The 22,855-nt window shown below is 62.6% G+C and carries 16 protein-coding genes; 10 read left to right on the top strand and 6 right to left on the bottom strand.

The features are described 5' to 3' along the window. Positions 1–44: 44 nt before the first annotated feature. The 4 genes from ALTERO38_RS20765 to ALTERO38_RS20750 all read left to right on the top strand — a co-directional run bounded on the left by ALTERO38_RS20765 (position 45) and on the right by ALTERO38_RS20750 (position 4,829). Positions 45–2,366 (top strand): Tex family protein, encoded by a 2,322-nt coding sequence (locus ALTERO38_RS20765; RefSeq protein ID WP_159969560.1) that lies wholly within the window; start codon positions 45–47, stop codon positions 2,364–2,366. Positions 2,367–2,368: 2 nt separating this feature from the next. Next, complete coding sequence (locus ALTERO38_RS20760) at positions 2,369–2,755, top strand: PaaI family thioesterase (protein ID WP_159969559.1); 387 nt, start codon at positions 2,369–2,371, stop codon at positions 2,753–2,755. Positions 2,756–2,886: 131 nt separating this feature from the next. Beyond that, on the top strand, positions 2,887–4,476 hold the full coding sequence (gene gshA, locus ALTERO38_RS20755) for a glutamate--cysteine ligase (RefSeq protein WP_159969558.1): 1,590 nt from the start codon (positions 2,887–2,889) through the stop codon (positions 4,474–4,476). A gap of 173 nt (positions 4,477–4,649) precedes the next feature. After that, positions 4,650–4,829, top strand: coding sequence for a hypothetical protein (locus tag ALTERO38_RS20750; protein WP_148925608.1), 180 nt, complete (start codon positions 4,650–4,652; stop codon positions 4,827–4,829). Positions 4,830–4,857: 28 nt separating this feature from the next. Here ALTERO38_RS20750 and argA read toward each other — a convergent pair whose 3' ends face one another. From argA to ALTERO38_RS20730, 4 genes are all read right to left on the bottom strand, one after another. Beyond that, positions 4,858–6,159, bottom strand: coding sequence for an amino-acid N-acetyltransferase (gene argA / locus ALTERO38_RS20745; protein WP_159969557.1), 1,302 nt, complete (start codon positions 6,157–6,159; stop codon positions 4,858–4,860). A 102-nt stretch (positions 6,160–6,261) separates the two neighbouring features. Beyond that, a complete protein-coding gene (argE, locus tag ALTERO38_RS20740) occupies positions 6,262–7,416 on the bottom strand; it encodes an acetylornithine deacetylase (RefSeq protein ID WP_159969556.1) in 1,155 nt (384 codons plus the stop codon). A gap of 101 nt (positions 7,417–7,517) precedes the next feature. Continuing rightward, the gene (locus ALTERO38_RS20735) at positions 7,518–8,783 is read right to left on the bottom strand and encodes an inorganic phosphate transporter (protein ID WP_102836492.1); all 1,266 of its coding nucleotides are present in this window, start codon (positions 8,781–8,783) and stop codon (positions 7,518–7,520) included. A 38-nt stretch (positions 8,784–8,821) separates the two neighbouring features. After that, on the bottom strand, positions 8,822–9,499 hold the full coding sequence (locus tag ALTERO38_RS20730; protein WP_045164191.1) for a TIGR00153 family protein: 678 nt from the start codon (positions 9,497–9,499) through the stop codon (positions 8,822–8,824). Between the two features lie 104 nt (positions 9,500–9,603). Here ALTERO38_RS20730 and ALTERO38_RS20725 point away from each other — a divergent pair, with 104 nt between their 5' ends. Together ALTERO38_RS20725 and ALTERO38_RS20720 are read left to right on the top strand one after the other, a co-directional pair. Further along, positions 9,604–10,968, top strand: coding sequence for an inorganic triphosphatase (locus tag ALTERO38_RS20725; protein ID WP_159969555.1), 1,365 nt, complete (start codon positions 9,604–9,606; stop codon positions 10,966–10,968). Between the two features lie 327 nt (positions 10,969–11,295). Further along, positions 11,296–13,080 (top strand): GspE/PulE family protein, encoded by a 1,785-nt coding sequence (locus tag ALTERO38_RS20720; RefSeq protein ID WP_159969554.1) that lies wholly within the window; start codon positions 11,296–11,298, stop codon positions 13,078–13,080. Between the two features lie 67 nt (positions 13,081–13,147). On the opposite strand, the gene ALTERO38_RS20715 is transcribed toward ALTERO38_RS20720, so the two are convergent. After that, positions 13,148–13,858: a murein L,D-transpeptidase catalytic domain family protein gene (locus ALTERO38_RS20715; RefSeq protein ID WP_159969553.1), complete on the bottom strand. Its 711-nt coding sequence runs from the start codon at positions 13,856–13,858 to the stop codon at positions 13,148–13,150. A 239-nt stretch (positions 13,859–14,097) separates the two neighbouring features. On the opposite strand from ALTERO38_RS20715, the gene ALTERO38_RS20710 reads away from it, so the two are divergent. The 4 genes from ALTERO38_RS20710 (at position 14,098) to ALTERO38_RS20695 (ending at position 21,581) form a co-directional block, all read left to right on the top strand. Beyond that, entirely contained in the window at positions 14,098–15,747 is a 1,650-nt protein-coding gene (locus ALTERO38_RS20710; protein WP_159969552.1) for a murein L,D-transpeptidase, read from the top strand. A 223-nt stretch (positions 15,748–15,970) separates the two neighbouring features. Then, complete coding sequence (locus ALTERO38_RS20705; RefSeq protein WP_159969551.1) at positions 15,971–20,668, top strand: PAS domain S-box protein; 4,698 nt, start codon at positions 15,971–15,973, stop codon at positions 20,666–20,668. Positions 20,669–20,747: 79 nt separating this feature from the next. After that, the gene (locus ALTERO38_RS20700) at positions 20,748–21,056 is read left to right on the top strand and encodes a DUF2388 domain-containing protein (RefSeq protein ID WP_159969550.1); all 309 of its coding nucleotides are present in this window, start codon (positions 20,748–20,750) and stop codon (positions 21,054–21,056) included. 99 nt (positions 21,057–21,155) lie between these two features. Continuing rightward, a complete protein-coding gene (locus ALTERO38_RS20695) occupies positions 21,156–21,581 on the top strand; it encodes an OsmC family protein (RefSeq protein ID WP_102836486.1) in 426 nt (141 codons plus the stop codon). Positions 21,582–21,641: 60 nt separating this feature from the next. Here the strand turns inward: ALTERO38_RS20695 and ALTERO38_RS20690 are convergent, their stop codons facing one another. Beyond that, positions 21,642–22,742: a TRAP transporter substrate-binding protein gene (locus tag ALTERO38_RS20690; RefSeq protein WP_148925617.1), complete on the bottom strand. Its 1,101-nt coding sequence runs from the start codon at positions 22,740–22,742 to the stop codon at positions 21,642–21,644. Between the last annotated feature and the right edge of the window lie 113 nt (positions 22,743–22,855).

Raw genomic sequence — 22,855 nt, 5'->3', positions numbered from 1 at the left:
CGCGCAGGCCCGGCCTGCATGGTTTGACTGACCCAGGTAGGTTCATGGACAGCATCAATTCTCGCCTCGCCGCTGAACTGGGCGTGCGCCCGCAACAGATTGCCGCCACCGTGGCGCTACTCGACGAGGGCTCGACCGTGCCCTTCATCGCCCGTTACCGCAAGGAAGTCACCGGCAGCCTGGATGACACCCAGCTGCGCCTGCTCGAAGAGCGTCTGCGCTACCTGCGCGAGCTGGATGATCGCCGCGCCTCGATCCTCGCCAGCATCGAGGAACAGGGCAAGCTGACGCCCGAACTCAAGCGCGAGATCGACCTCGCCGACACCAAGACCCGCCTCGAAGATCTTTATCTGCCCTATAAGCAGAAGCGCCGCACCAAGGGCCAGATCGCCCTGGAAGCCGGTCTGGGCGAACTGGCCGATGCGATCTTTGCCGACCCCGAGCTGAATCCCGAAACCGAAGCCGCACGTTTCGTCGATGCCGAAAAGGGCTTCGCCGACGTCAAGGCTGTGCTCGAAGGCGCCAAGTACATCCTCATGGAGCGCTTCGCCGAAGACGCCAACCTGTTGGCCAAGCTGCGCGATTTCCTGACCCACAACGCTACGCTCAGCGCGCGCGTGGTGCCCGGCAAGGAAAACGAAGGCGCCAAGTTCAGCGACTATTTTGAACACGACGAGCCGCTCAAGAGCGCGCCCTCTCACCGCGCCTTGGCGATCTTCCGCGGGCGCAACGAAGGCGTGCTCAGTGTGAGCCTGAAAGTGGGCGACGAAGCACCCGGCACCATGCATCCGGGCGAAGTGATGATCGGCGAGCGCTTCGGTATCGCCAATCGCGGCCGCGCGGCCGACAAGTGGCTGAGCGAAGTGGTGCGCTGGACCTGGAAGGTCAAGCTCTACACCCACCTGGAAACCGACTTGCTCGGCGAGCTGCGCGACAAGGCCGAGGACGACGCCATCGGCGTGTTCGCGCGCAACATGCATGACCTGCTGCTCGCCGCGCCGGCTGGCCCGCGCGCCACCCTGGGCCTCGACCCCGGCCTGCGCACCGGCTGCAAGGTGGCGGTGGTCGACGCCACCGGCAAGCTGCTGGATACCGCCACCGTGTACCCGCACGCGCCACGCAACGACTGGGACGGCACCCTGGCCGTACTGGCCAAGCTCTGTGCCAAGCATGCCGTCGACCTGATCGCCATCGGCAATGGCACCGCCAGCCGGGAAAGCGACCGGCTCGCGGCCGATCTGATCAAGCAGGTGCCCGGCCTCAAGCTGACCAAGGTGATGGTCTCCGAAGCCGGCGCCTCGGTGTACTCGGCGTCGGAGCTGGCCGCCAAGGAATTCCCGGACCTTGACGTCTCCATCCGCGGCGCCGTCTCTATCGCCCGTCGCCTGCAGGATCCGCTGGCCGAATTGGTGAAGATCGAGCCCAAGGCCATCGGCGTCGGCCAGTACCAGCACGACGTTTCCCAACTCAAGCTGGCACGCTCGCTGGATGCCGTTGTAGAAGACTGCGTGAACGCCGTCGGCGTCGACGTCAACACCGCTTCGGTGGCGCTGCTGGCTCGCATTTCCGGGCTGAACACCACCCTGGCCCAGAACATCGTGGCCTACCGTGATGCCAACGGCGCGTTCACCGCACGCAGTGAGCTGAAAAAAGTGCCGCGGCTGGGCGACAAGACCTTCGAGCAGGCCGCCGGCTTCCTGCGCGTGATGAATGGCAGCAACCCGCTGGACGCCTCGGCCGTTCACCCGGAAACCTATCCGCTGGTCAAACGCATCGCCACCGACACTGGCCGCGACATCCGCTCGCTGATTGGTGACTCGGCGTTTCTCAAGCGCCTGGATCCGAAGCAGTTCACCGACGAAAGCTTCGGTCTGGTAACCGTCAGCGACATTCTTCAGGAGCTGGAGAAGCCCGGACGCGATCCGCGCCCCGAGTTCAAGACTGCCGAGTTCCAGGAAGGCGTGGAAAAGCTCAGCGACCTGACGCCTGGCATGGTGCTCGAAGGCGTGGTGACCAACGTGACCAACTTCGGCGCCTTCGTCGACATTGGCGTGCATCAGGACGGGCTGGTGCACATTTCCGCGCTGTCGGAAAAGTTCGTCAAGGATCCGTACGAAGTGGTCAAAGCCGGCGACATCGTCAAGGTCAAGGTCATGGAAGTGGACATCCCGCGCCAACGCGTCGGCCTGTCCATGCGCATGAGCGATACCCCCGGCGAAAAGGCGGACAACATGCGCGGCAACGGCAACAACCGTGGCGGCCAGGCACGCGGCGAGCGCAAAGCGGCTAAGCCGGAGACCAAGCCGGCTCCGGCCAACAACGCCATGGCTGCGCTGTTCGCCAACGCTAAAAATCTGAGGAAATAACGGTGCGCGAAGTCGAAGCGGTGGGCAGCAGCAGTGCCTTCGGGCGACTGCTGGGGCTGGAGATCGTCCAGGTCGCAAATGGAGAAGCACTGCTGCGTTTAGCGATGCACGATGGCTTGCGCAATCTGCACGGCAAGCTGCACGGCGGCGCCCTGTTCTCACTGATCGACACCGCCATGGGCCAGGCCAGCCACAGCCTCAACGGCGGCGGGCCGAACAGCGTCACGCTCGAGTGCAAGGTCAACTACATCCGCCCGGTTACTGAAGGTGAGCTGACCTGCCGAGCCTGGGTGGTGCATGGAGGTCGGCGCACCCAGGTCATCGAAGCCGAGGTGCATCAGGGCGAAAAATTGGTAGCCAAGGCCCAGGCGACCTTCTCGGTTATCTGAGTCATCGGACTGCAGCGTCGGATTCGCTGGAAACGCCCCCGCAGCAGTGCGCGTTCCATCGTTGACGGCCTCTTGTAGAGCGTGCGATCCACCCCCATATTGTGCCGACTGACGCGTGAAGGAATTCCCAATTGAGCGATCTTCTCTCCCACCGCCTGGCGCTGCTGGCCGAGCACCACAACCTGTCGCTGCTCTCGCAATGCCTGCATGGGATCGAGCGTGAATGCCTGCGTGTCGACGCCGATGGTCAGCTGGCGCTGACGCCGCATCCGCGTGCACTGGGCTCGGCACTGACTCATCCGAAGATCACCACGGATTATTCCGAAGCGCTGCTGGAGTTCATCACCGGCACTGAAACCGACCCGACCAAGACCCTGGCCGAGCTCGACGCCATCCATCGCTATACCTATAGCCAGCTGGATGGCGAATACCTCTGGAGCCCGTCGATGCCGGGGCACCTTCCGGAGGAGGAGCAGATTCCGATCGCCGAGTACGGCAGCTCGAACATCGGTCGACTGAAATATGTTTACCGCCAAGGCCTGGCGCTGCGTTACGGCAAGACGATGCAGTGCATCGCCGGCATCCATTACAACTTTTCGTTGCCCGAGGCGCTGTGGGCTACGCTGCAGGCCGATGAGAGCGACCAGCGCTCTGCGCAGGACTATCAGTCCTGGCGCTATATCGCACTGATCCGTAACTTCCGCCGCTACAGCTGGCTACTGATGTATCTGTTCGGCGCTTCGCCCGCGCTGAATGCCAGCTTCATGCGGGGCCGGTCGCACCAGCTCGAGCAGCTCGACGAAGACACCCTGTATCTGCCCTATGCCACCAGCCTGCGGATGAGTGATCTTGGTTATCAAAGCAACGCCCAGGCTGGCCTTACGCCCTGCTATGACGATCTACCGAGTTACACCAGCAGCCTGCACAAGGCGGTGTCGACGCCCTACCCCGATTACGCAGCGCTGGGCACCAAGGATGCTGACGGCAACTGGCAACAGCTCAACACCAACGTCTTGCAGATCGAGAACGAGTACTACTCGAACATCCGTCCCAAGCGCGTCACCGATACCGGGGAACGCCCGCTGCATGCGCTGCGCGCGCGGGGCATCCAGTACATCGAAGTGCGCTGTCTGGACATCAATCCCTTCCTGCCGCTGGGCATAGACGTCAGCGAAGCGCGTTTTCTCGATGCTTTCCTCCTGTTCTGCACATTGCAGCAGAGCCCTTGCCTGATAGAAGGCGAATGCCGGGCCAGCAGCGACAACTTCCTCAAGGTCGTCAAGGAAGGTCGCAAACCGGGGCTGGAACTGCGTCGCTGCAACGAAGACGTCAGCCTGCAGCAATGGGCGAGCGAACTGATTGGGCAAATCGGCCAGGTCGCCGCGTTGCTCGACCGCAGCCATGGCGGTGACGAGCATGCTCGCGCGGTCGCCGAACAACAGGCCAAGGTCGACGACAGCAGCCTGACGCCTTCGGCCCGCGTACTCGAAGAGTTGCAGCGCAACGGTGAAAGCTTCAGCCAGTTCGCCCTGCGTCAGACCCGCCAGCACGCCGAGGACTTCCGTAGCCGTGCATTGTCCAATGCCGACATGGCCTGGTTCGATGAGGCTTCGCGTAACTCGCTGACACAGCAGGCGCAGGTGGAAGCCGCCGATACTCAGGACTTCGACAGCTTTGTCGAAGACTACCAGCGCAGCCTGACCAGCCTCGGCGGAGCCTAGTCCTCACCAACAGTCCGGCGGATCGCTCTAGTCCGGCGGCTTGGGCGGGGCGCCGGATATGCTGCGGCAAAATGTGAACTTTTCCCTCCTTCTCAGGGTTCCAATGTGTGTCTTCGCCGCGCCGATGCAGCGCGCCGAAGCCTCAAAAGAACAAGAAGAAGAGAGGTGCATTCATGTCGCTACTGGACCTGTTGGTGTCCGCCCGCAAAGGCAGCCTGACCACGGCAATCACCATTGCCTTGCTGATCGGGCTGATTCTGCAGATTGATGGACTTATCCCAGACCCCGCGCTTCGCCTGACCGGCGATGCGGTCGAGGTGCACTCAGCGAGCCCCTACCCGACGCCGGACTGAACCGGGGCGGCGCAGGGCCGCCGCTCGATCACAGCGCCTTTTCGAAGATCTTCGAATTGCGCTGGAAGTTATAGAGCGAGGCGCGTGCGGCCGGGAGGCGCTCGACACCGCTGGGCTCGAAGCCGCGCTCGCGAAACCAGTGCGCCGTTCGGGTGGTGAGCACGAACAGGGTTTTCAGGCCCAACGCCCTGGCACGCGCCTCGATACGCTCGAGCAACTCGTCGCCACGTCCGCCGTGACGGTACTCCGGGTTTACCGCCAGGCAGGCCAGCTCACCGGAGTCGGAATCGGCGATGGGGTAAAGCGCGGCGCAGGCGATGATCAGGCCATCGCGCTCGACGATGCTGAACTGCTCGACCTCGCGCTCCAGCACTTCGCGTGAGCGGCGCACCAGAATGCCCTGCTCTTCCAGCGGCGTGATCAGGTCGATCAGCCCGCCGACGTCCTCGATAGTCGCCTCGCGCAGTTGCTCGAACTGCTCCTGGGTCACCAGGGTGCCGTCGCCGCCGTCACGGGTGAACAGCTCGTTGAGCAGCGAACCGTCCTCGGCGTAGCTGATCACATGGCTGCGGCGCACGCCGCCTTTGCAGGCTTGCGCGGCGGCATCCAGCAGCTCGGCCTGGTAGGTGCCGACTAGGCGCTCGAGATAGGCCGGGATCTGCGGCGGACGCAGCTCGCGCACCAGATTGCCACTTTCATCACGCAGGCCTCGCTCGGAGCCATAAAGCACCAGCTTGTCGGCTTCCAGATCAATCGCGGCGCGGGTGGCAATGTCTTCGCAGGCAATGTTGAAGATTTCACCGGTCGGGGAATACCCCAGCGGCGAGAGCAGCACGATGGTGCGCTCGTCCAGCAGCCGACCGATGCCCTTGCGATCGACACGACGCACCTCGCCGGTGTGCTGATAGTCGACCCCGTCGTGAACACCGATGGGCCGTGCGGTGACGAAGTTGCCACTGGCCACCCGCAGCCGCGCGCCCTGCATCGGCGAGGCGGCCATGTCCATCGAGAGCCGGGCTTCCAGGGCGATGCGCATATGCCCGACGGCATCGATCACGCATTCCAGGGTGGCCGTGTCGGTGATCCGCAGGTCACGGTGAAAGCGCGGTTCGATCCCCCTCGAGGCCAGCCGTGCCTCGATCTGCGGTCGTGAGCCGAACGCCAGTACCAGACGCACGCCGAGGCTGTGCAGCAGCACCAGATCGTGAACGATGTTGGCAAAGTTGGGGTGTTCCAGGCCATCGCCGGGCAGCATGACCACGAAGGTGCGGTCACGGTGGGAGTTGATGTAGGGCGATGAGTCGCGAAGCCAGGTGACGTAGTTGTGCATTGCGCAAGCCTTAAATAACAGCTTTGTTCAGTCCGGAAGCCGGGTCGAGTATGGAGATGCAGGGAGCAGGTTCACGCTGCGAACATGTCGCCAGACCTGCTCCTATCCTCGGCCTGGTTGCAGGCAATAGTGTTCGATCATCCCGCGCAACAGCCTCACGGTGGGTTCGATTCGGTCCAGGTCCAGGTATTCGTCCGGCTGGTGCGCGCAGGCGATATCACCCGGGCCAAGCACCAGCGTCTCGCAGCCAAGCTGCTGAAGATAAGGCGCCTCGGTGGCGAAGGCCACTGCCTCGGCGACATGACCGGTGAGGCGTTCGGCCAGTTTGACCAGCTCGGCCTCGGCAGGCTGATCGAAGGCCGGCACGCTGGGGAACAACGGGGCCAGGTCGATCTTCACCTGATGCCTGTCAGCCACCGGACGCAGGCGCCCGGCGATAGCTTCGCGTAGCTGATCAGGCTCCATCCCCGGCAGGGGCCGCAAATCGTACTCCAGTGAGCACTGGCCGCAGATACGGTTGGGGTTGTCGCCGCCATGGATGCAGCCGAGGTTGAGCGTTGGCTGTGGCACGTCGAACAACGGATTGTTGTATTGGCTTTGCCACTCCCGGCGCAGCGTCATCAGCTCACTCATCACGTCATGCATGGCTTCCAAAGCGCTATGCCCATAAGCGGGATTGGACGAATGCCCGCTTTGCCCTTGAATCTCGATGCCTTCCATCATGATGCCCTTGTGCAAGCGCACTGGGCGCAACCCGGTCGGCTCGCCGATCACTGCAGCTCGGCCCAGCGGCCGCCCGGCGTCGGCCAGGGCACGGGCGCCGGACATGGAGCTTTCTTCATCGCAAGTGGCGAGGATCAGCAGCGGCTGGCGGAACGGCTTATCCAGCAGCGGCAACACGGCCTCAATGATCAACGCGAAGAAGCCTTTCATGTCGCAGCTGCCCAACCCGTACCAGCGGTCATCCGCTTCGCGCAGCTGCAGCGGCTCGGCCGTCCACAGCTCGGCATCGAAGGGCACGGTATCGCTGTGTCCGGCCAGCACCAGGCCGCCGGGGCCGCTGCCGTAGCTGGCAAGAAGGTTGAACTTGCCGGGGGTGATTTCCTGCACGTCGCAGGTAAAGCCGAGATCGCTCAACCAGCCTGCCAGCAAATCGATAACAGGGCGGTTGGTTTGATCCCAATGCGCCTGGGTGCAACTTACCGATGGCGCAGCGATCAGCGCGGCGAACTGGTCTTTAAGCGAGGGGATGGGCACCGACAGCCTCCTGAAAGACGAAAAAGACGAGGCACCCAGTGAAACATGAAACGCGGCGCCGCAGCCTTACCGTCGAGGTAAAAACTGCGGCGACGGCTAGATCAGACGAAGATCGCCTTCAGAATGGTGAAGAAGATGATCGAAAGGATCGCCCCGGCTGGCAGGGTGATCAGCCACGACATGAAGATCGAGCCGACCACGCCGAGGTTCAGCGCACCGATACCGCGCGCAATGCCGATACCGAGTACGGCGCCAACCAGCGTGTGAGTGGTCGAGACCGGCAGGCCAATGGCGGACGCGCCAACGACCGTGGTTGCGGTTGCCAGCTCTGCGGCGAAGCCACGGCTGGGAGTCAGCTCGGTGATTTCCTTACCAATGGTGGCGATCACCTTGTAGCCATAGGTGGCCAGACCGATGACGATACCCACAGCGCCCAGCAGCAGTACCCAGCCCGGCACCGCCGACTTGGCAGCAACCTCAGCCGCACCGCCTGATTGGATAACCCCTACCACGGCCGCCAGCGGGCCGACTGCGTTGGCGACGTCATTGGCACCGTGGGCAAAGGCCATGGAACAGGCGGTGAAGATCATCAGCACAGCGAAGACCTTTTCCACGCTGGCGTAGTGAAAGGTGCGATCAGCCTCAACATCAAGCTTGATCCGCGACAGCAGCGCGATCCCGACCAGCATCACCAGGACGCCGATGGCGAACGCCAGGAGGATGCCCTGGCCGCCGTTCAGCGTCAGGCCGACATGCTTGAGGCCCTTAGTAACGGTCATCAGCGCGACCATGAAACCGGTCAGGAACATGTACAGCGGTACGAAGCGCTTGGCGTTGAGAAAGGGATCATCGGTATTGATGATCAGCTTCTGCACGCTCATGAACAGGCCAAAGGCGACGATGCCCGACAGCATCGGCGTCACCACCCAGCTGGCCACGATGGGGCCGATGGCATCCCAATGCACCGCATCGGTGGACACGCCGACCGCGGCAAAGCCGATCACCGCACCGATGATCGAGTGCGTGGTGGAAACCGGCCAGCCTTTCATGGTGGCGATCATCAGCCAGGTGCCGGCTGCCAGCAGCGCCGACATCATGCCCAGCACCATCAGATCGGGCGATATGACTTCCGCATCGACGATGCCGTTCTTGATGGTCTCGGTGACCTCGCCGCCCGCCAGGTAGGCACCGCAGAACTCGAAGATCATCGCGACGATGATGGCCTGCTTGATCGTCAGCGCCCGGGAACCCACCGAGGTACCCATGGCGTTGGCCACGTCATTGGCGCCTACGCCCCAGGCCATGAAGAAACCGAAAGCGCAGGCGAGCACGAGAAGTACGAAGCCGTATTCCGCGATAAAGGACATAAGGAATTACCTGTTGAACCAGAAAAGACGCTGGCGCCTCAGCGCGCCAGCAATTGTTCCAGACGGTTACCGACTCGCTCGGCACGGTCAGCTACGTCACCGATCCATTCGATGATTTTGTAGAGGAACATGACGTCGACTGGAGGCAATTCCTTTTCCAGCTTGAACAGGGCACGGCGAACCGTGATCTGCATGCGGTCGGTTTCGCGCTCGATTTCCTCGAGCTCCTCGACCATTTTCTCGACCAGCGTGGCCTCACGGCCGGCAAAGCCGGTTTCCAGCAACGAGTCCAGCTCCTTCAGCGCTTTCAGCGCCTGGCAGCTGGCGTCTACACTGCGCTGCACGAAGGCCATCATTTCCGGCTGCAGGGCCGGCGGAATGGTCATGCAACGGCCCAGCATCAGACCGGCGATGTCCTTGGCACGGTTGGCAATTTTGTCCTGTACACTCAGCAGCTCCAGCAGATCCGAGCGCGGAACCGGCAGAAACAGGCTCTTGGGCAGATGTTGACGGACGCTCTTCTTGAGCTTGTCGGCCTCGTTTTCCAGTCGGGCCATCTCTTTCTGGATCTGTTCGACCCGTTCCCAATCTTCGGCTGTGATCGCCTGGAACAGCGGTACCAGGTTGGCGGCACATTCGTGAGATTTAGCCATGTGCTGCTGCATCGGCCCGATGGGCGAACGTCCGAACAGGCTGACGAAAGGATTGATTGGCATAGGGAGCACCCCGGCTTCAGAAGGCGGCAAGTATACGGATGACCTCAAAGGGCCGCTACCAAGTGACGTAGGTCACACTCAAACATAGGCATCATCTCGGCACCATGCAGAAAGAAACCGAAATCAAACTGCGCGTCAGTCGCGAAACCCTGGCGGCCCTGCGCGAGCATCCGCTGCTGAAGAAACGCAACAAGAGCGGCTGGCAGCGGCACGAATTGTTCAACCAGTACTACGACACCCCCGAGCGCGACCTGGCTCAGGCCAAGGTTGCGCTGCGTCTGCGCCGCGACGGCGAGCAGTTCATTCAGACGCTGAAAAGCCGCGGTCAGAGCGTGGCTGGGCTGTCCGAGCGTAACGAGTGGGATTGGTATCTGGACAAGGCCAAGCTGGACCTGAAAAAACTCGCGGATGAGTGTTGGCCCGCGAGCCTGGCCGAGCTGGACAAGAAAACCCTGAAGCCGATTTTCACCACGGACTTCGTCCGCGAAAAAGCCGAAATCGCCTGGGGTCGCGGCAAGGCCAAAGTGGTGATCGAAGCGGCGCTGGACCTGGGCAAGGTCGTGGTCGGCAAGCGGAGCGAGGAAATCTGCGAGCTGGAGCTGGAGCTGCGCCAAGGCGAACCCGAGGCCCTGCTGGAACTGGCCGCCGAGCTGGCCACCGATCTCCCCTTGATGCCTTGCGACATCAGCAAAGCCGAGCGCGGCTACCGCCTGTATGACGCCGACAGCTACTCGCTGAGCCTGCCCGCACCAACGCTCGCGGCGACCATGCCGCTGGACGACGCCTTTGCCGCACTGGCCTGGCAGCTGCTGGGTAATAGCCAGCGGTTGGCCGAACAGTACCGTTTCAAAGGCCACTGGAAACTGCTGGGCGAATGGCTGCAGCAACTGGTCGAACTGCGCGCCCTGCTGGGCAGCCTCGGTCAAGCCGCTCCGCGCGCCACCAGTCGCGAGCTGCGCGAACAACTCGATGCGCTGATCCAGGATTGGCGTCCCCAGGTCGAAGCCGGACGCGACGATGAAAGCGTGCGCCAGGCAGCGCCTGAACGATTTGCCGCTGAATTGTCTGCGCAACGCTGGGGCCTGTTCTCGCTGAACGCCTCACTCTGGCTGCTGCAGCGCAGCTGGACCGCCAATCGCAACAACCGCGGCAACCGCCAGGGCGCAGCCGAGCTGGGCAACTGGCTGCCACGCCTGCTGGGCGAGGAAGCCGAGGCATTGCAGTTGCTGCGCTACCAGCAACAGCCCGAAGACCTCGCCGAACAACGGCCGCGCATGGAGCGGCTGCTGGTCTGGCTGCACCTGGCCCGCACCACGCTGGAGCTGCCGGAAGCGGACCGCCTCTTCGGCGAACTGGCCAAGTTGTACGAACTGGCAGGACAGCCACTGGATGACGAGCTGCTTGAGGCTCGTGTGGAGCAAGCTCGCGTGGTCTGGACGCTCAAATCCTGGAAGCTGCTGACGAAATAGCGCGCCGTGCGGCCCCGCTGGCATTCGGCCTATGCCTGTTTCACCCCTCGGTGAAGGACTGGTGAAGTAGCGGGCCCCGCCACGGGCGGCGGCGTCACCGGTGGGCTTCAGTCCACCGGTGACCCGCAACCTCCCATCCGACACCCAACCTACATCCGGCACCGCCACCCCGTTGGGCTAAAGCCATCCTAAAGTCGCCGGTTCGCGCCACCGCGTGCTGTCCAGTTCGGTCCAGCCCGGCATCACGTAAAGTTGGACCGGCCGGCAGACAGCGCGTCGATTTATCGGCAAGCTTGGCCCTCGTCTCAGCCATGACCGAAGGACCCCATGTCCGTGTTGAACTCGCCTAGCCAGGATCGCTTCCTCGACCTCAATGACCTGCTGCGTGACTTGGTCGCGCAGAGGCGACTGTCGCAGGAAACGGCCGAGCAATGCATGACCCTGCGGCGCAGTTCGGCAAACAGCCAGCAGCATCCGCTGGAATTTCTCGGCGCTCAACAACTCGATGATCTGGCTCGCCCCGGCAAGAAGCTGGATCTCGAAACACTGACCGTCTGGCTCGCGGAGCAGGCCGGGCAACCCTATCTGCGTATCGATCCGCTGAAGATCAACGTCGCGGCGGTCACCCCGCTGATGTCCTACGCCTTCGCCCAGCGGCACAAGATCCTCGCGGTGGCGGTCGACAGCTCGGCAGTGACCATCGCCAGCAGCCAGCCTTTCGTGAAAAGTTGGGAAGCCAACCTCACCCATGTGCTCCAGCGACCGATCAAGCGGGTAGTGGCCAATCCGGTCGACCTGCAGCGCTTCACCGTCGAGTTCTACCGCCTGGCCAAGTCGGTCAGCGGCGCCACTGCCAATGATCAAAAGGTCAGCGGTACTGGCAATTTCGAGCAGTTACTGAACCTTGGCGCCAGTGATCAGGAGCCCGACGCTAACGACGCTCATGTGGTGAACATCGTTGACTGGCTGTTCCAGTACGCCTTCGACCAGCGCGCCAGTGATATCCACATCGAACCGCGTCGTGAGCAGGGCAGCGTGCGCTTTCGCATCGATGGCGTCCTGCACAACGTCTATCAGTTTCCACCGCAGGTGGCGATGGCAGTGGTCAGCCGACTCAAGTCCCTGGGACGAATGAACGTCGCCGAAAAGCGCAAGCCGCAGGACGGCCGGGTCAAGACCAAGACGCCGGACGGCGGCGAGGTAGAACTGCGCCTCTCGACGCTGCCGACCGCCTTCGGCGAGAAGATGGTGATGCGAATCTTCGACCCTGAAGTGTTGCTCAAGGGCTTTGACCAGCTGGGCTTTTCCGCCGAGGATTTGCGTCGCTGGCAGAGCATGACCGGTCAGCCCAATGGCATCATCCTGGTCACTGGCCCTACCGGATCGGGCAAGACGACGACGCTCTACACCACCCTCAAGCAGCTGGCGACGCCGGAAGTGAACGTCTGCACCATCGAAGACCCGATCGAGATGATCGAGGGCGCCTTCAACCAGATGCAGGTGCAACACAACATCGACCTGACCTTCGCCAGCGGCGTGCGCGCCCTGATGCGCCAGGACCCGGACATCATCATGGTCGGCGAGATTCGCGATCTGGAAACGGCGGAAATGGCGATCCAGGCGGCACTGACCGGGCACCTGGTGCTGTCGACACTGCATACCAACGATGCGCCATCGGCAATCACGCGGTTGCTGGAACTGGGCGTACCGCATTACCTGCTTAGGGCCACACTCCTGGGCGTGATGGCGCAGCGCTTGGTGCGTACGTTATGTCCGCACTGCAAGGCACCGGTGCAGCTGGATGCGGATGACTGGCAGGCGCTGACCAAACCCTGGAACGCGCCGTTGCCGAGCCACGCGCAACAGGCGGTGGGTTGTATCGAATGCCGGGACACGGGCTACCGCGGCCGCGCTGGGGTCTACGAGATCATGCTGCTCAACGATGCGATCAAGCCGCTGATCACCGCCGATACCGATCTCATCGCCCTGCGCCGCCAGGCCTTCAAGGACGGCATGCACAGCTTGCGGCTGTCCGGCGCGCAGAAGATCGCCGCGGGTCTTACAACCCTGGAAGAGGTTCTCAGGGTCACGCCGCAAAGCGAGCAGAAATAGCGGGACGGCTTTGAGTGAGGGCAAAACCAGCCTCCAACCCCTCCCCGCTCTAAGGCAGCAGGACCTTTTAGTTGCCGCCTCTCGACGCCACCAGCGTAGCCACTTGGCCCGACTCGCAGTTGAGGTAAGCCGACGACTGCAGCCACTGCTGATCCGGGTACCAGGAAAACATGAATTGCCCGCCCTTGAGGCTATCGACCACCATGCGCGCCACGTCCGGGCGAACCGCTGGGCAGCCCTGGCTACGACCGATACGCCCCTGGGTGGCAATCCAGGCCGGGTTCACATAGTCGGCCGGGTGAATCACGATGGCCCGTTCGCGCGCCAGATCGTTCACCCCAGGCTCGAGCCCGTCCATGCGCAGCGAGTAGCCATGCTTGCCGCTGTAGCTCTCGGCGGTGCGGAACAGCCCGAGGCTCGACTGATGACTGCCCTCCACGTTGGAGAAACGCGTGGCCTGGTTTTCACCCGAACCGTTGCCATGAGCGACGAAATCCTTGAGCAACAAACGCCCACGCTGCAGGTCGAAAATCCACAGTCGGCGCTCCGAGGAAGGCAGAGAAAAGTCGATGACGGCTAACCGTTGAGCCGGCGTCGCGCCATGATTCACAGCGCACTGCATAGCCGCGACAGCATGGGTCAACACGACCGGATCGAGCGTTGGTGCCACGCGGGAAAGATCGTCCACCAGCGGCTGATAAGCAGGCGGAGCGGCCAACAGCGGCATGGACAAGAGCAAGCCGGCGGCCAGACAGAGGCGGCGAAGCGAAACCATCATTCGTAGATCAACCTCGGCGGGCGCCAATGCCGATCATCCCTGCCGACCGACGCCACCTGCTCGCTACCAGGCCCAAACAATCAAAAAGTAGCGAAATTAAATCAGACGGGACCTGAAGCGCTCCCACGTCGTCTGATACATCGTGTTCTAGTAGCCTGAACGGGCCATGTTTTTTTCAGGCACCGCGGCTTGTTCAGCGGCGGAGTCTAGCAGTCGGCGGGACCGCCAGGAGTGAAGCGTTGTACAAAAAACATACATCGAGTCTGCTATTCGCTTGGTTGTTGGCGCCATGGCTGGCGATGGCGGAACCCGCAGTAGAGCCCGCCGGCCCAGTTGAGGGTGTCCTGGAGAACCTCCCGACGGCGTGCGGGCAGCCTATGGCCAACGTGGACGAAACAGCTCTGGCGCGGCTCTCCGAGCTCTACCGACGCAACCACTTTGCCTTGCTGTGGACCTCTTATGCGCAGATTGACGCGCTGTTAGCCCAGCTCGAGTCGCTGGCGGACGATGGGCTCCAACCTGCTTCTTACCACCCCGAAACCATTCGTCGGGTCATGCATACCGCCACCCGTGATCCGCTGCACCGCGAATGCAGCGATGTACTGGCCAGCCACGCCTATCTGTCGGCCTTGGGTCACCTGGCGCAGGGGCGCCTGCCGCAAGACAGCATCGAGCCCGTCTGGCACAGCCCTGATGCACCTGGGACACTACAGGCCGAGGCGCAGCTGATGGTGATCGCCAGCGAAGGGCTGGAGCATCTCGAGCACGCCTTCAATAAAGCGCGTCCGTCGTTGGAGCAATACAACAACCTGCGCAAGGCCTATGCGCAGCTGCGCGATCAACCCAAGCCCCAGTGGCAACCAATCCCCGCGGGCCAGACCTTGCGCCCAGGCATGTTGGACCCGCGTGTTCCCCAACTGCGCCATCGTTTGAGCGCCGACGGTTACCTGCCCGCTTCGGCAGTCACGCCGGGCACCCGCAATGAACGCTACAGCGATCAACTGGTGGAGGCGCTCAAGGCTTTTCAGCGCCGTCACGCCCTGCAGGACGACGGCATCCTCGGTGCCGACACCCTTATTGAACTGAATGCCACTCCAGCCGACCGACTGAATCAACTGCGGGTGAATCTGGAGCGGTTCCGCTGGCTATCGGCCGACATCGAGCCGCGCTCGCTGCTGGTCGATATCGCCGGCGGACGGGTGATCTACTTTCGCGACAGCAGCCCTCAATGGGAAGCGCGCATCCAGGTCGGCCGCGATACCCGGCAGACGCCGTCCATCAAGTCGACCGTCACGCGCCTCACTCTCAACCCGACCTGGACGGTGCCGCCGACCATCCTGCGCGAGGATAAGCTGCCGCAGATCCGCGACAACCTGGACTACCTCTCGCAACACAACATGCAGGTGTTGGACTATCAGGGTCAGGTGCTCGACCCAGCCACTGTCGACTGGAGCAATCCGGGGCGGATCTTGCTGCGCCAGGCCGCCGGGCCCGACAACCCGCTGGGCCGGGTGGTGATCCGTTTCGCCAACCCCTACTCCATCTACCTCCACGACACGCCCAGCCAAGGCCTGTTTGCACGCTCACAGCGGGCGTTCAGCTCGGGCTGTGTCAGGGTCGAATCGGTGATGCAATTGGTAGATCTTTTATTGAACGAGGACGAACACGAGCGCGTTAGCCAATTGCTTGAAACCGGCCTGACCTATGAATACCGCCCGGCAGAAACCACCCCGATACTCCTGGCCTACTGGACAGCCGAAGCCGACCGCACCGGCCTGCCACGCTATCGCCCCGACGTCTATCACCGTGACCCAAAGCTGCTCGCAGCGTTGCAAGCAGCAGATCGCAACGCCATGCTGCGCGCCATGCCGGCCATTGATGAGCACTAACGCCAGCCCAGCACAATAAGCTGGGAGCTACCGCTCAGGACCAGACCGGCGGCTCTGGCAGATTGATCGTCGACCGATGTCTACTTGCCTTGGGGTCGAACCCAGGTATCTTGCCTAGCAACAACCGCCTGCACTTACGCCATTGCCTCGCCGCTGCAGGCGCTCGGTCAACGCAGTCTGGAACACCAAGATCGTTGCCGCCACGGATAGCCGAGCAGACGTTTTGAAGAAAAAAAATCCAAGCAGTACATGGAACGAAGCTGACCGACTGGCAGCGCTTGCGCGTTACCGCATTCTCGACACCCCCGCCGAGGCGGCATTCGACGATCTGGTGCAGCTTGCTGCCGAGCTATGTGCCTGTCCCAGCGCCGCCATCGTGTTTGTCGACGAGGACCGCCAATGGGTAAAGGCCTCGATCAACGTCGAGGGCGCCGACCGCCCTCGGGACGAAGCACTCTGCTCCCGGGCCCTCGAGTGCACAGAACCGCTGGTGATCGAAGACCTGACCCACGAGCCGCTGGCCAACGGCATGACGGGCTTCTATGCCGCAGCGGTACTGCGCACCGCCGAGGGCCTGCCGCTCGGCACGCTATGTGTTCTGGACAGCAAGCCGCGGCAGCTGTCGGAGCGCCAATCCGCCCATCTGGAGGCACTGGGCCGCCAGGTCATGGCGCTGTTGGAGTTGCGTCGCAGCCGTGAAGCCAACGAGCGCAACCGACAGATCATAGATAGTGCGGTGGATTACGCGATCCTCACCACCGACGCCGAGGGTGTCATCACCAGCTGGAACCAGGGCGCCGAACGCATCCTCGGCTGGCCATCGTGCGAGGCCGTCGACAGCCACGCGGCGCGATTCTACGTAGCGGAGGACGTCGCCTGCGGCGTGCCTGACAAGGAAATGGCCACTGCGGCGCGCGACGGCTCGGCAATGAACGAACGCTGGCATGTGCGCAAGGACGGCAGCCGCTTCTGGGCCAGCGGCGTGCAGATGCCGCTCAAGGATGATCACGGACAGCACCTGGGTTTCGTGCATATCCTGCGCGACCTGACCGAACGTCTTCATGAGCAAGCGGCGATCCGCCAAGCCGAAGAGCGCTACCGGGCCCTGGTCGATCTAAGCCCTCAGGTGATCTGGCAGTGCGATGCCGACGGGCAGCTGATCTTCTGTAATCGCTACTGGTGCGATTTCACCGGGATGAGCGCCGAAGCCTCGGCCGGCATGGGCTGGCTGTCGGCCGTGGCGCCGGATCACCGCGACGCCATACTGCAGCAATGGCAAGGCGCCCTGAAATCCGGCCAGGCCGGCAATTTCGAAGTCCCGCTGCTGGCCGCCGACGGCAGCTCACGCTGGTTTCAGGGCAGCGGGGCGCCCGTTTATGACTGCGATTGCCGGCTGCTGCACTGGGTATTGGTCGCGCAGGACATTCACGAGCGTCGCCTGGCCGAGATCAAGCGCCTGGAAAGCGAGGCGTTCACCCGCAGCCTGTTGGATGCGGCCAGCGAAGGCTTCTATTCCATCGACACGCGAGGCTTGGTCACGCTCTGCAACGAGGCGTTCGTCAAGCTGCTCGGCTTTACCAGCAAGGACGAGGTGCTTGGCCGGCAGCTGCACCCGTTGATCCACCACAGTCACACAGACGGCTCGCCTTACCCAATCGAAGAGTGTCCGATTCAACGCACGGCAAAAACCGGTGAGTCGGTACACGTCGAGTACGAACTGTTCTTTCGTCTGGACGGCAGCAGCCTGCCCGTCGAGTACCGGGTCGCCCCGCTGTACCAGGACAATGTTTTGCAAGGTGCGATCTGCACCTTTACCGACATCAGTGAACGAACCCGCGGTGAAGCCCAGCAATCCTATCTGCTGGAGCTCAGCGACCAGCTCCAGGACAGCAGCAGCCGCATCGAGCTGGCCGACATGATGGCCGAGCGGCTTGCCCAGCTGATGGGGGCGGAGTGCATCTATCAGGGGCATCTCGACGAGCGCGATAACCTGATCGTCGATGAGTACTGGCCGCAGGCTGTCAGCAAGCCGCGCACCGCTCACACGATGGGCGCCGGTGCCGAACCGTTGCGCCTACGGTTGTCGCAGGGCCTGATCGTGCCCTTCGACGACCTCCTCGATGAGGCCGGTTGCCACGGCCGTTTCGGTGTTCTGCATGAGCATTTCGGCTATCGCAGCCTGCTGCTGGCGCCACTGCTGCAGCAAACGGCCAACTGCGCCTTTTTGTTGTTCGGCAGCCGGCAACCGCGAGCCTGGAGCCAGACCGATATTTCGTTTGTACGAGAAGTGGTCGAGCGCATCCGTGCCGCCGCCGACCGGGCACGCGCGCGCTCGGCCCTGCTGGAAGCCGAACAGCGCGTCAGCCTGGCCAACGAAATTGCTGCAATCGGCGTCTGGGAATACGATTTCGAGCACAACCGCCTGCACTGGGATGCGCAACTCAAGATGCTCGCAAACCTGGGGCCGAACGAGCCGGCGCTGTCGGTCGACCAGTTCCTTGCGCGGGTTCACCCGGATGACCGGCACACCCTCATAGCGTCCTTTCGTAATGCGCTCGACGGCGTCGGCGGCGGCGAGTTGAGCCTGGACTACCGGGTATATGACGAGCGCAGCGAGCAGTTCCGCTGGTTGGCCAACCGTGGCCGCCGGCTGATCGACGGCGACGGCAGGGTTAGCCTGCTCGGTACCGCCCGAGACATTACCGCCGAACGCAACGCTGCCTTGAAACTGCTACGCATGAACGCGCTGCTCGAAGAGCAGATACAGGAACGCCGGATCACCGAGCAGCGCCAATCGGTACTGATGGAGCTGGGCGATCTGCTGCGTGGGCAACCCGATAGCGTCACCATCGTCACGGCTGCCGTGCGCGCGCTGGGCACTACGCTGCAGGTGACCCGCGCCGCCTTTCTGTCCATCGACCCGGGCGGACAGTACGCCACCGTCGAGCGCTACTGGAGCGACGGCGCTCTGGGTGACTACAGCGAGCGCATGTGCTTTGCAGACTACGGTGATTTCATCTACGACCTGCAGCACGACGAGCTGGTGGTGGTCGAAGACGTGCTGCATGACCCACGGACCGCCGCACAAGCAGCGAGCCTGCGACTACGGCGCATACAAAGCCTGGTCTGCGTGCCGCTGCAGGAGCAGGGCGTCCTGAGCGCTGCCCTGATTCTCTTGCAGGACCGACCGCGGCAATGGGCCGAAGAAGACATTTCCTTTATACGCGAAGTCGCTGACCGGGCCTGGACGGCCGATGAGCGGATGCGCGCGGAAAGTGCACTGCGCGCCAGCGAGGAGCAGTTCCGCACCCTCGCCGACAACATGAGTCAGTTTGCCTGGATGGCCGATCCCGCGGGCCGCATCTACTGGTACAACAAGCGCTGGTACGACTACACCGGCACCACGCTGGAAGCCATGCGGGCGCTGGGTTGGCGCTCGGTGCATCACCCCGACCACCACGAGCGCGTCAGCGCCTCGATGAAGCGCGCCGTGGCAATTGGCTCGATCTGGGAAGAGACCTTCCCCCTGCGTGGCAAGAGCGGCCAGTATCGTTGGTTCCTTGCGCGTGCAGTGCCCATTCGCGACGATTTCGGCCAGGTGACCCGCTGGTTCGGCACCAACACCGATATCACCGCTCAGGTCACCGCAGAAGAAGCACTGCGCGAGCTGAACGACAATCTGGAACGGCGCGTCGCCGAGCGTACGCGTGAACTGGCCGAGATCAACCATCTGCTGCATCTGGAAATGGGTGAACGGGAACGCGCCGAGGACACCTTGCGCCATGCCCAGAAGATGGAAGCCATCGGCCAACTGACTGGTGGCCTCGCTCACGACTTCAACAACATGCTGACCGGCGTGCTCGGCGCCCTCGACCTGATCCAGCGCCGAGTCGCCAATGGTCAGGTAAACGATCTCGGTCGCTACGTGGATGCGGCGGCCAGTTCGGCCACCCGCGCCGCGGCGCTGACCCATCGCCTGCTTGCCTTCGCGCGGCGCCAATCGCTGGACCCGCAACCGGTAAACGTCAACCTGTTGGTCGAGTCGATGGAAGATATGCTGCGCCGCACCATGGCCGAGCACATCGAGTTCGACACCCGTCTGCAGGAAAGCCCCTGGTTGGCTTACACCGATGCGCACCAGCTCGAGAACGCCCTGCTCAACCTTGTGATCAACGCGCGCGACGCCATGAGCGAGGGCGGCAAGCTGATCATTCAAACCGGCTCGGTACAGATCAATAGCTCGCAGCCAGACGGCCCCGAGCCCGGCGAATACGTCACCCTCAGCGTGGCCGACAACGGCTCGGGCATGCCGCCGGAAGTGGTAGCCAAGGCATTCGACCCGTTCTTCACCACCAAACCTATCGGTCAGGGCACCGGCCTTGGGCTTTCGATGGTCTATGGCTTCGTCAAACAGACTGGCGGCCACGTACGCATCGACAGTACACCGGGACAAGGCACCCTGATCACCCTGTTCCTGCCGCGCAACCGGGCACAGGCGGCCCATATCGAGGAGCCATCCAGCAAACCGGTAGCCGTCAGCGGTGCCGAGGCCGACGAAACCGTGCTGGTGGTCGAGGATGAAGCCGCGGTGCGCATGTTGGTGGTCGAGGTGCTGCAAGAGCTCGGCTATCAGGTCATCGAAGCGGTGGATGGCAACAGTGCACTGCCGCACCTGACGGGCACGCGACGTATCGACTTGCTGGTCAGCGATATCGGTCTGCCCGGCATCAACGGGCGTCAGCTGGCCGAGATTGCTCGCCAGCACCGACCCGACCTGCACGTGCTGTTCATCACCGGCTATGCACCCAATGCCCAGGTCCGTGGCGAGTTCCTCGGCCCCGGAATGGACATGCTGGCCAAGCCCTTCAGCATCGACATGCTAGGTGCCAAGGTTCGCCAACTGATCGAGCGCAGCGGATAGCCCCAAGAGCGGAGAGCCCCAAGGAACTCTGCTGATCGCTGCGCACTCTCTAATGGAGGATCAAGCAGAGGCATCCATCATGCGCAAAACTTTTCTGGCAGCCGTTACCCTGAGCTGTATCCCTTTTAGCGCGGCGATGGCGGATGACGGCTTCGTTCGTCAGATTCTGTCGTCGGGCGCCACCACCGCTTCCACCTACATGACGTTCCGCGACGACAAGCTGGTCGCTGCGGCACGCGAGGACGCCAGCAGTTTTGTGGCCAGCGATGGTGCCATCCGTGGTCCTTATCTCGAAGCGATGCTCGTCAAACTACGCCACGAGCAACCGCAACTGGAAGCCAGCGACATGCAGCTGGCCAGCGCCATCCTTGCAGCCGAACAACACTAGGTGACGCGATGCCGGCCAGCCGGCCGGCATGTCGCTCCGCATGCACTGAAGCGGCAGAACGCATCGCCATTCGTCCACTCGCAGCATCCGGAGAACTCCATGAAGAAAACCGCATCCGCCGTCTGGCAAGGTGATCTGAAAAGCGGCAAAGGCACCATCAGCACCGAAAGTGGCGCGCTTAAGGACAATCCGTACGGCTTCAACACCCGCTTCGAAGGTGCGCCTGGCACCAATCCGGAAGAGCTGATTGGCGCAGCACACGCTGGCTGTTTCTCGATGGCCCTGTCGATGATGCTCGGCCAGGCGGGACTGACTGCCGAACGCATCAACACCACCGCCGAAGTCACTCTGGACAAAGATGACAAAGGCTTCTCCATTACCGCCATCGCCCTGACGCTGAAGGCCAAGGTGCCTGGAGCCGACAACGAGCAGTTCCAACAGATCGCCAACCAGGCGAAGGAAGGCTGCCCGGTATCGCGCGTGCTCAATGCACAGATCAGCCTGGACGCGACGCTGGAGAGCTAAGTCCGCGCAAACAAAAACGCCGCCCATGGGGCGGCGTTTTTGTTCGTGCGGTTCGCTGGGTCAGCCGCGGATGTTGTAGATGTCCTTCTCGTTCAGCTCGGCGTATTCGTACAAGCGATTGAGGTAGGCGCTCTGCTGTTCCCAGACTTTGCTTGCGACCGGATCAGCTGCGGCAGAGGCGTCGACCACCTCGGCAGCCACTTCCCTCAGGCGGGCCAGCACTTCGTCGGGAAGGCGGCGAACTTCAACGCCCTGCTCACGCAGCTGCTCCATAGCCTCCATGTTCTTCGCGTTGTAGTCGTCGAGCATGTCTCCGTTGACTGCACGGGCCGCGGAACGAACGATGGCCTTCAGATCGTCCGGCAGGGTTTCCCAAGCCTTGAGGTTGACGTCCAGTTCGAAGGTAACGTTCGGCTCCTGCCAGCCCGGCGTGTAGTAGTACTTGGCCGCTTTGTGCAGCCCCAGCGCCAGGTCGTTGTATGGACCAATCCACTCAGTGGCGTCGATGGCACCGGTCTGCAGCGCGGTGAAGATCTCGCCGGCCGGCATGTTCACTACGGTGCCGCCCATCTTGGTCAGTACTTCACCGCCCAGGCCGGGGGTACGCATCTTCAGGCCGTTGAAATCGTCTACCGATTTGATTTCCTTGTTGAACCAGCCGGCGGTCTGTACACCGGTCGCGCCACAGGCCATGGGCAGTACGCCAAACGGCTTGTAGACCTCTTCCCACAGCTCCATGCCACCGCCGCGATGCAGCCAGGCGTTCATTTCCTGGGCGTTGGGACCGAATGGCAGAGCGCAGAAGAACTGAGCAGCCGGAACCTTGCCTTTCCAGTAGTAGGGCGCGCCATGACCCATCTCGGCAGTGCCGCGTGAAACCGCATCGAACACTTCGAGTGCCGGCACCAGCTCACCTGCAGCGTAGACCTTGACCGTGAGCCGGCCATCGCTCATTTCGTTGACCCGCTTGGCGAAATTCTCAGCGCCAACGCCCACGCCGGGGAAGTTCTTCGGCCAGGAAGTGACCATCTTCCAGTTGAATTTCTCGGTGCTTGCTGTGCCTTCGGACTTGGCGGCGGTTTCGGTTTCCTTGTTGCAACCGGCAAGTGCGGTTGCGGCCAGACCAACGCCAGCGGCGGCCAGAATTTGACGACGTTTCATGAGTCACTCCTTGTTGTTGTAATGCTGAATGTCGGAACCCCGAACTCAGGTAGTTCTAGCTATCATATGGCTATCTCTCACTCAAGCACCGTGACTACGTACAGGCACTACGT

The organism is Pseudomonas sp. 9Ag, assembly GCF_902506445.1.
GTDB classification, from domain to species: Bacteria; Pseudomonadota; Gammaproteobacteria; order Pseudomonadales; family Pseudomonadaceae; genus Stutzerimonas; species Stutzerimonas stutzeri_AB.
Note: the sequence above shows the minus strand (reverse complement) of the source record. Positions and strands in the feature narration are given on the sequence as shown.

Coding starts and splice junctions, on each gene's coding strand:
- ALTERO38_RS20765 (WP_159969560.1), top strand. CDS start 45: ATGGACAGCATCAATTCTCGCCTCGCCGCTGAACTGGGCGTGCGCCCG.
- ALTERO38_RS20750 (WP_148925608.1), top strand. CDS start 4,650: ATGTCGCTACTGGACCTGTTGGTGTCCGCCCGCAAAGGCAGCCTGACC.
- argA (WP_159969557.1), bottom strand. CDS start 6,159: ATGCACAACTACGTCACCTGGCTTCGCGACTCATCGCCCTACATCAAC.
- ALTERO38_RS20735 (WP_102836492.1), bottom strand. CDS start 8,783: ATGTCCTTTATCGCGGAATACGGCTTCGTACTTCTCGTGCTCGCCTGC.
- ALTERO38_RS20730 (WP_045164191.1), bottom strand. CDS start 9,499: ATGCCAATCAATCCTTTCGTCAGCCTGTTCGGACGTTCGCCCATCGGG.
- ALTERO38_RS20725 (WP_159969555.1), top strand. CDS start 9,604: ATGCAGAAAGAAACCGAAATCAAACTGCGCGTCAGTCGCGAAACCCTG.
- ALTERO38_RS20720 (WP_159969554.1), top strand. CDS start 11,296: ATGTCCGTGTTGAACTCGCCTAGCCAGGATCGCTTCCTCGACCTCAAT.
- ALTERO38_RS20715 (WP_159969553.1), bottom strand. CDS start 13,858: ATGATGGTTTCGCTTCGCCGCCTCTGTCTGGCCGCCGGCTTGCTCTTG.
- ALTERO38_RS20700 (WP_159969550.1), top strand. CDS start 20,748: ATGCGCAAAACTTTTCTGGCAGCCGTTACCCTGAGCTGTATCCCTTTT.
- ALTERO38_RS20695 (WP_102836486.1), top strand. CDS start 21,156: ATGAAGAAAACCGCATCCGCCGTCTGGCAAGGTGATCTGAAAAGCGGC.
- ALTERO38_RS20690 (WP_148925617.1), bottom strand. CDS start 22,742: ATGAAACGTCGTCAAATTCTGGCCGCCGCTGGCGTTGGTCTGGCCGCA.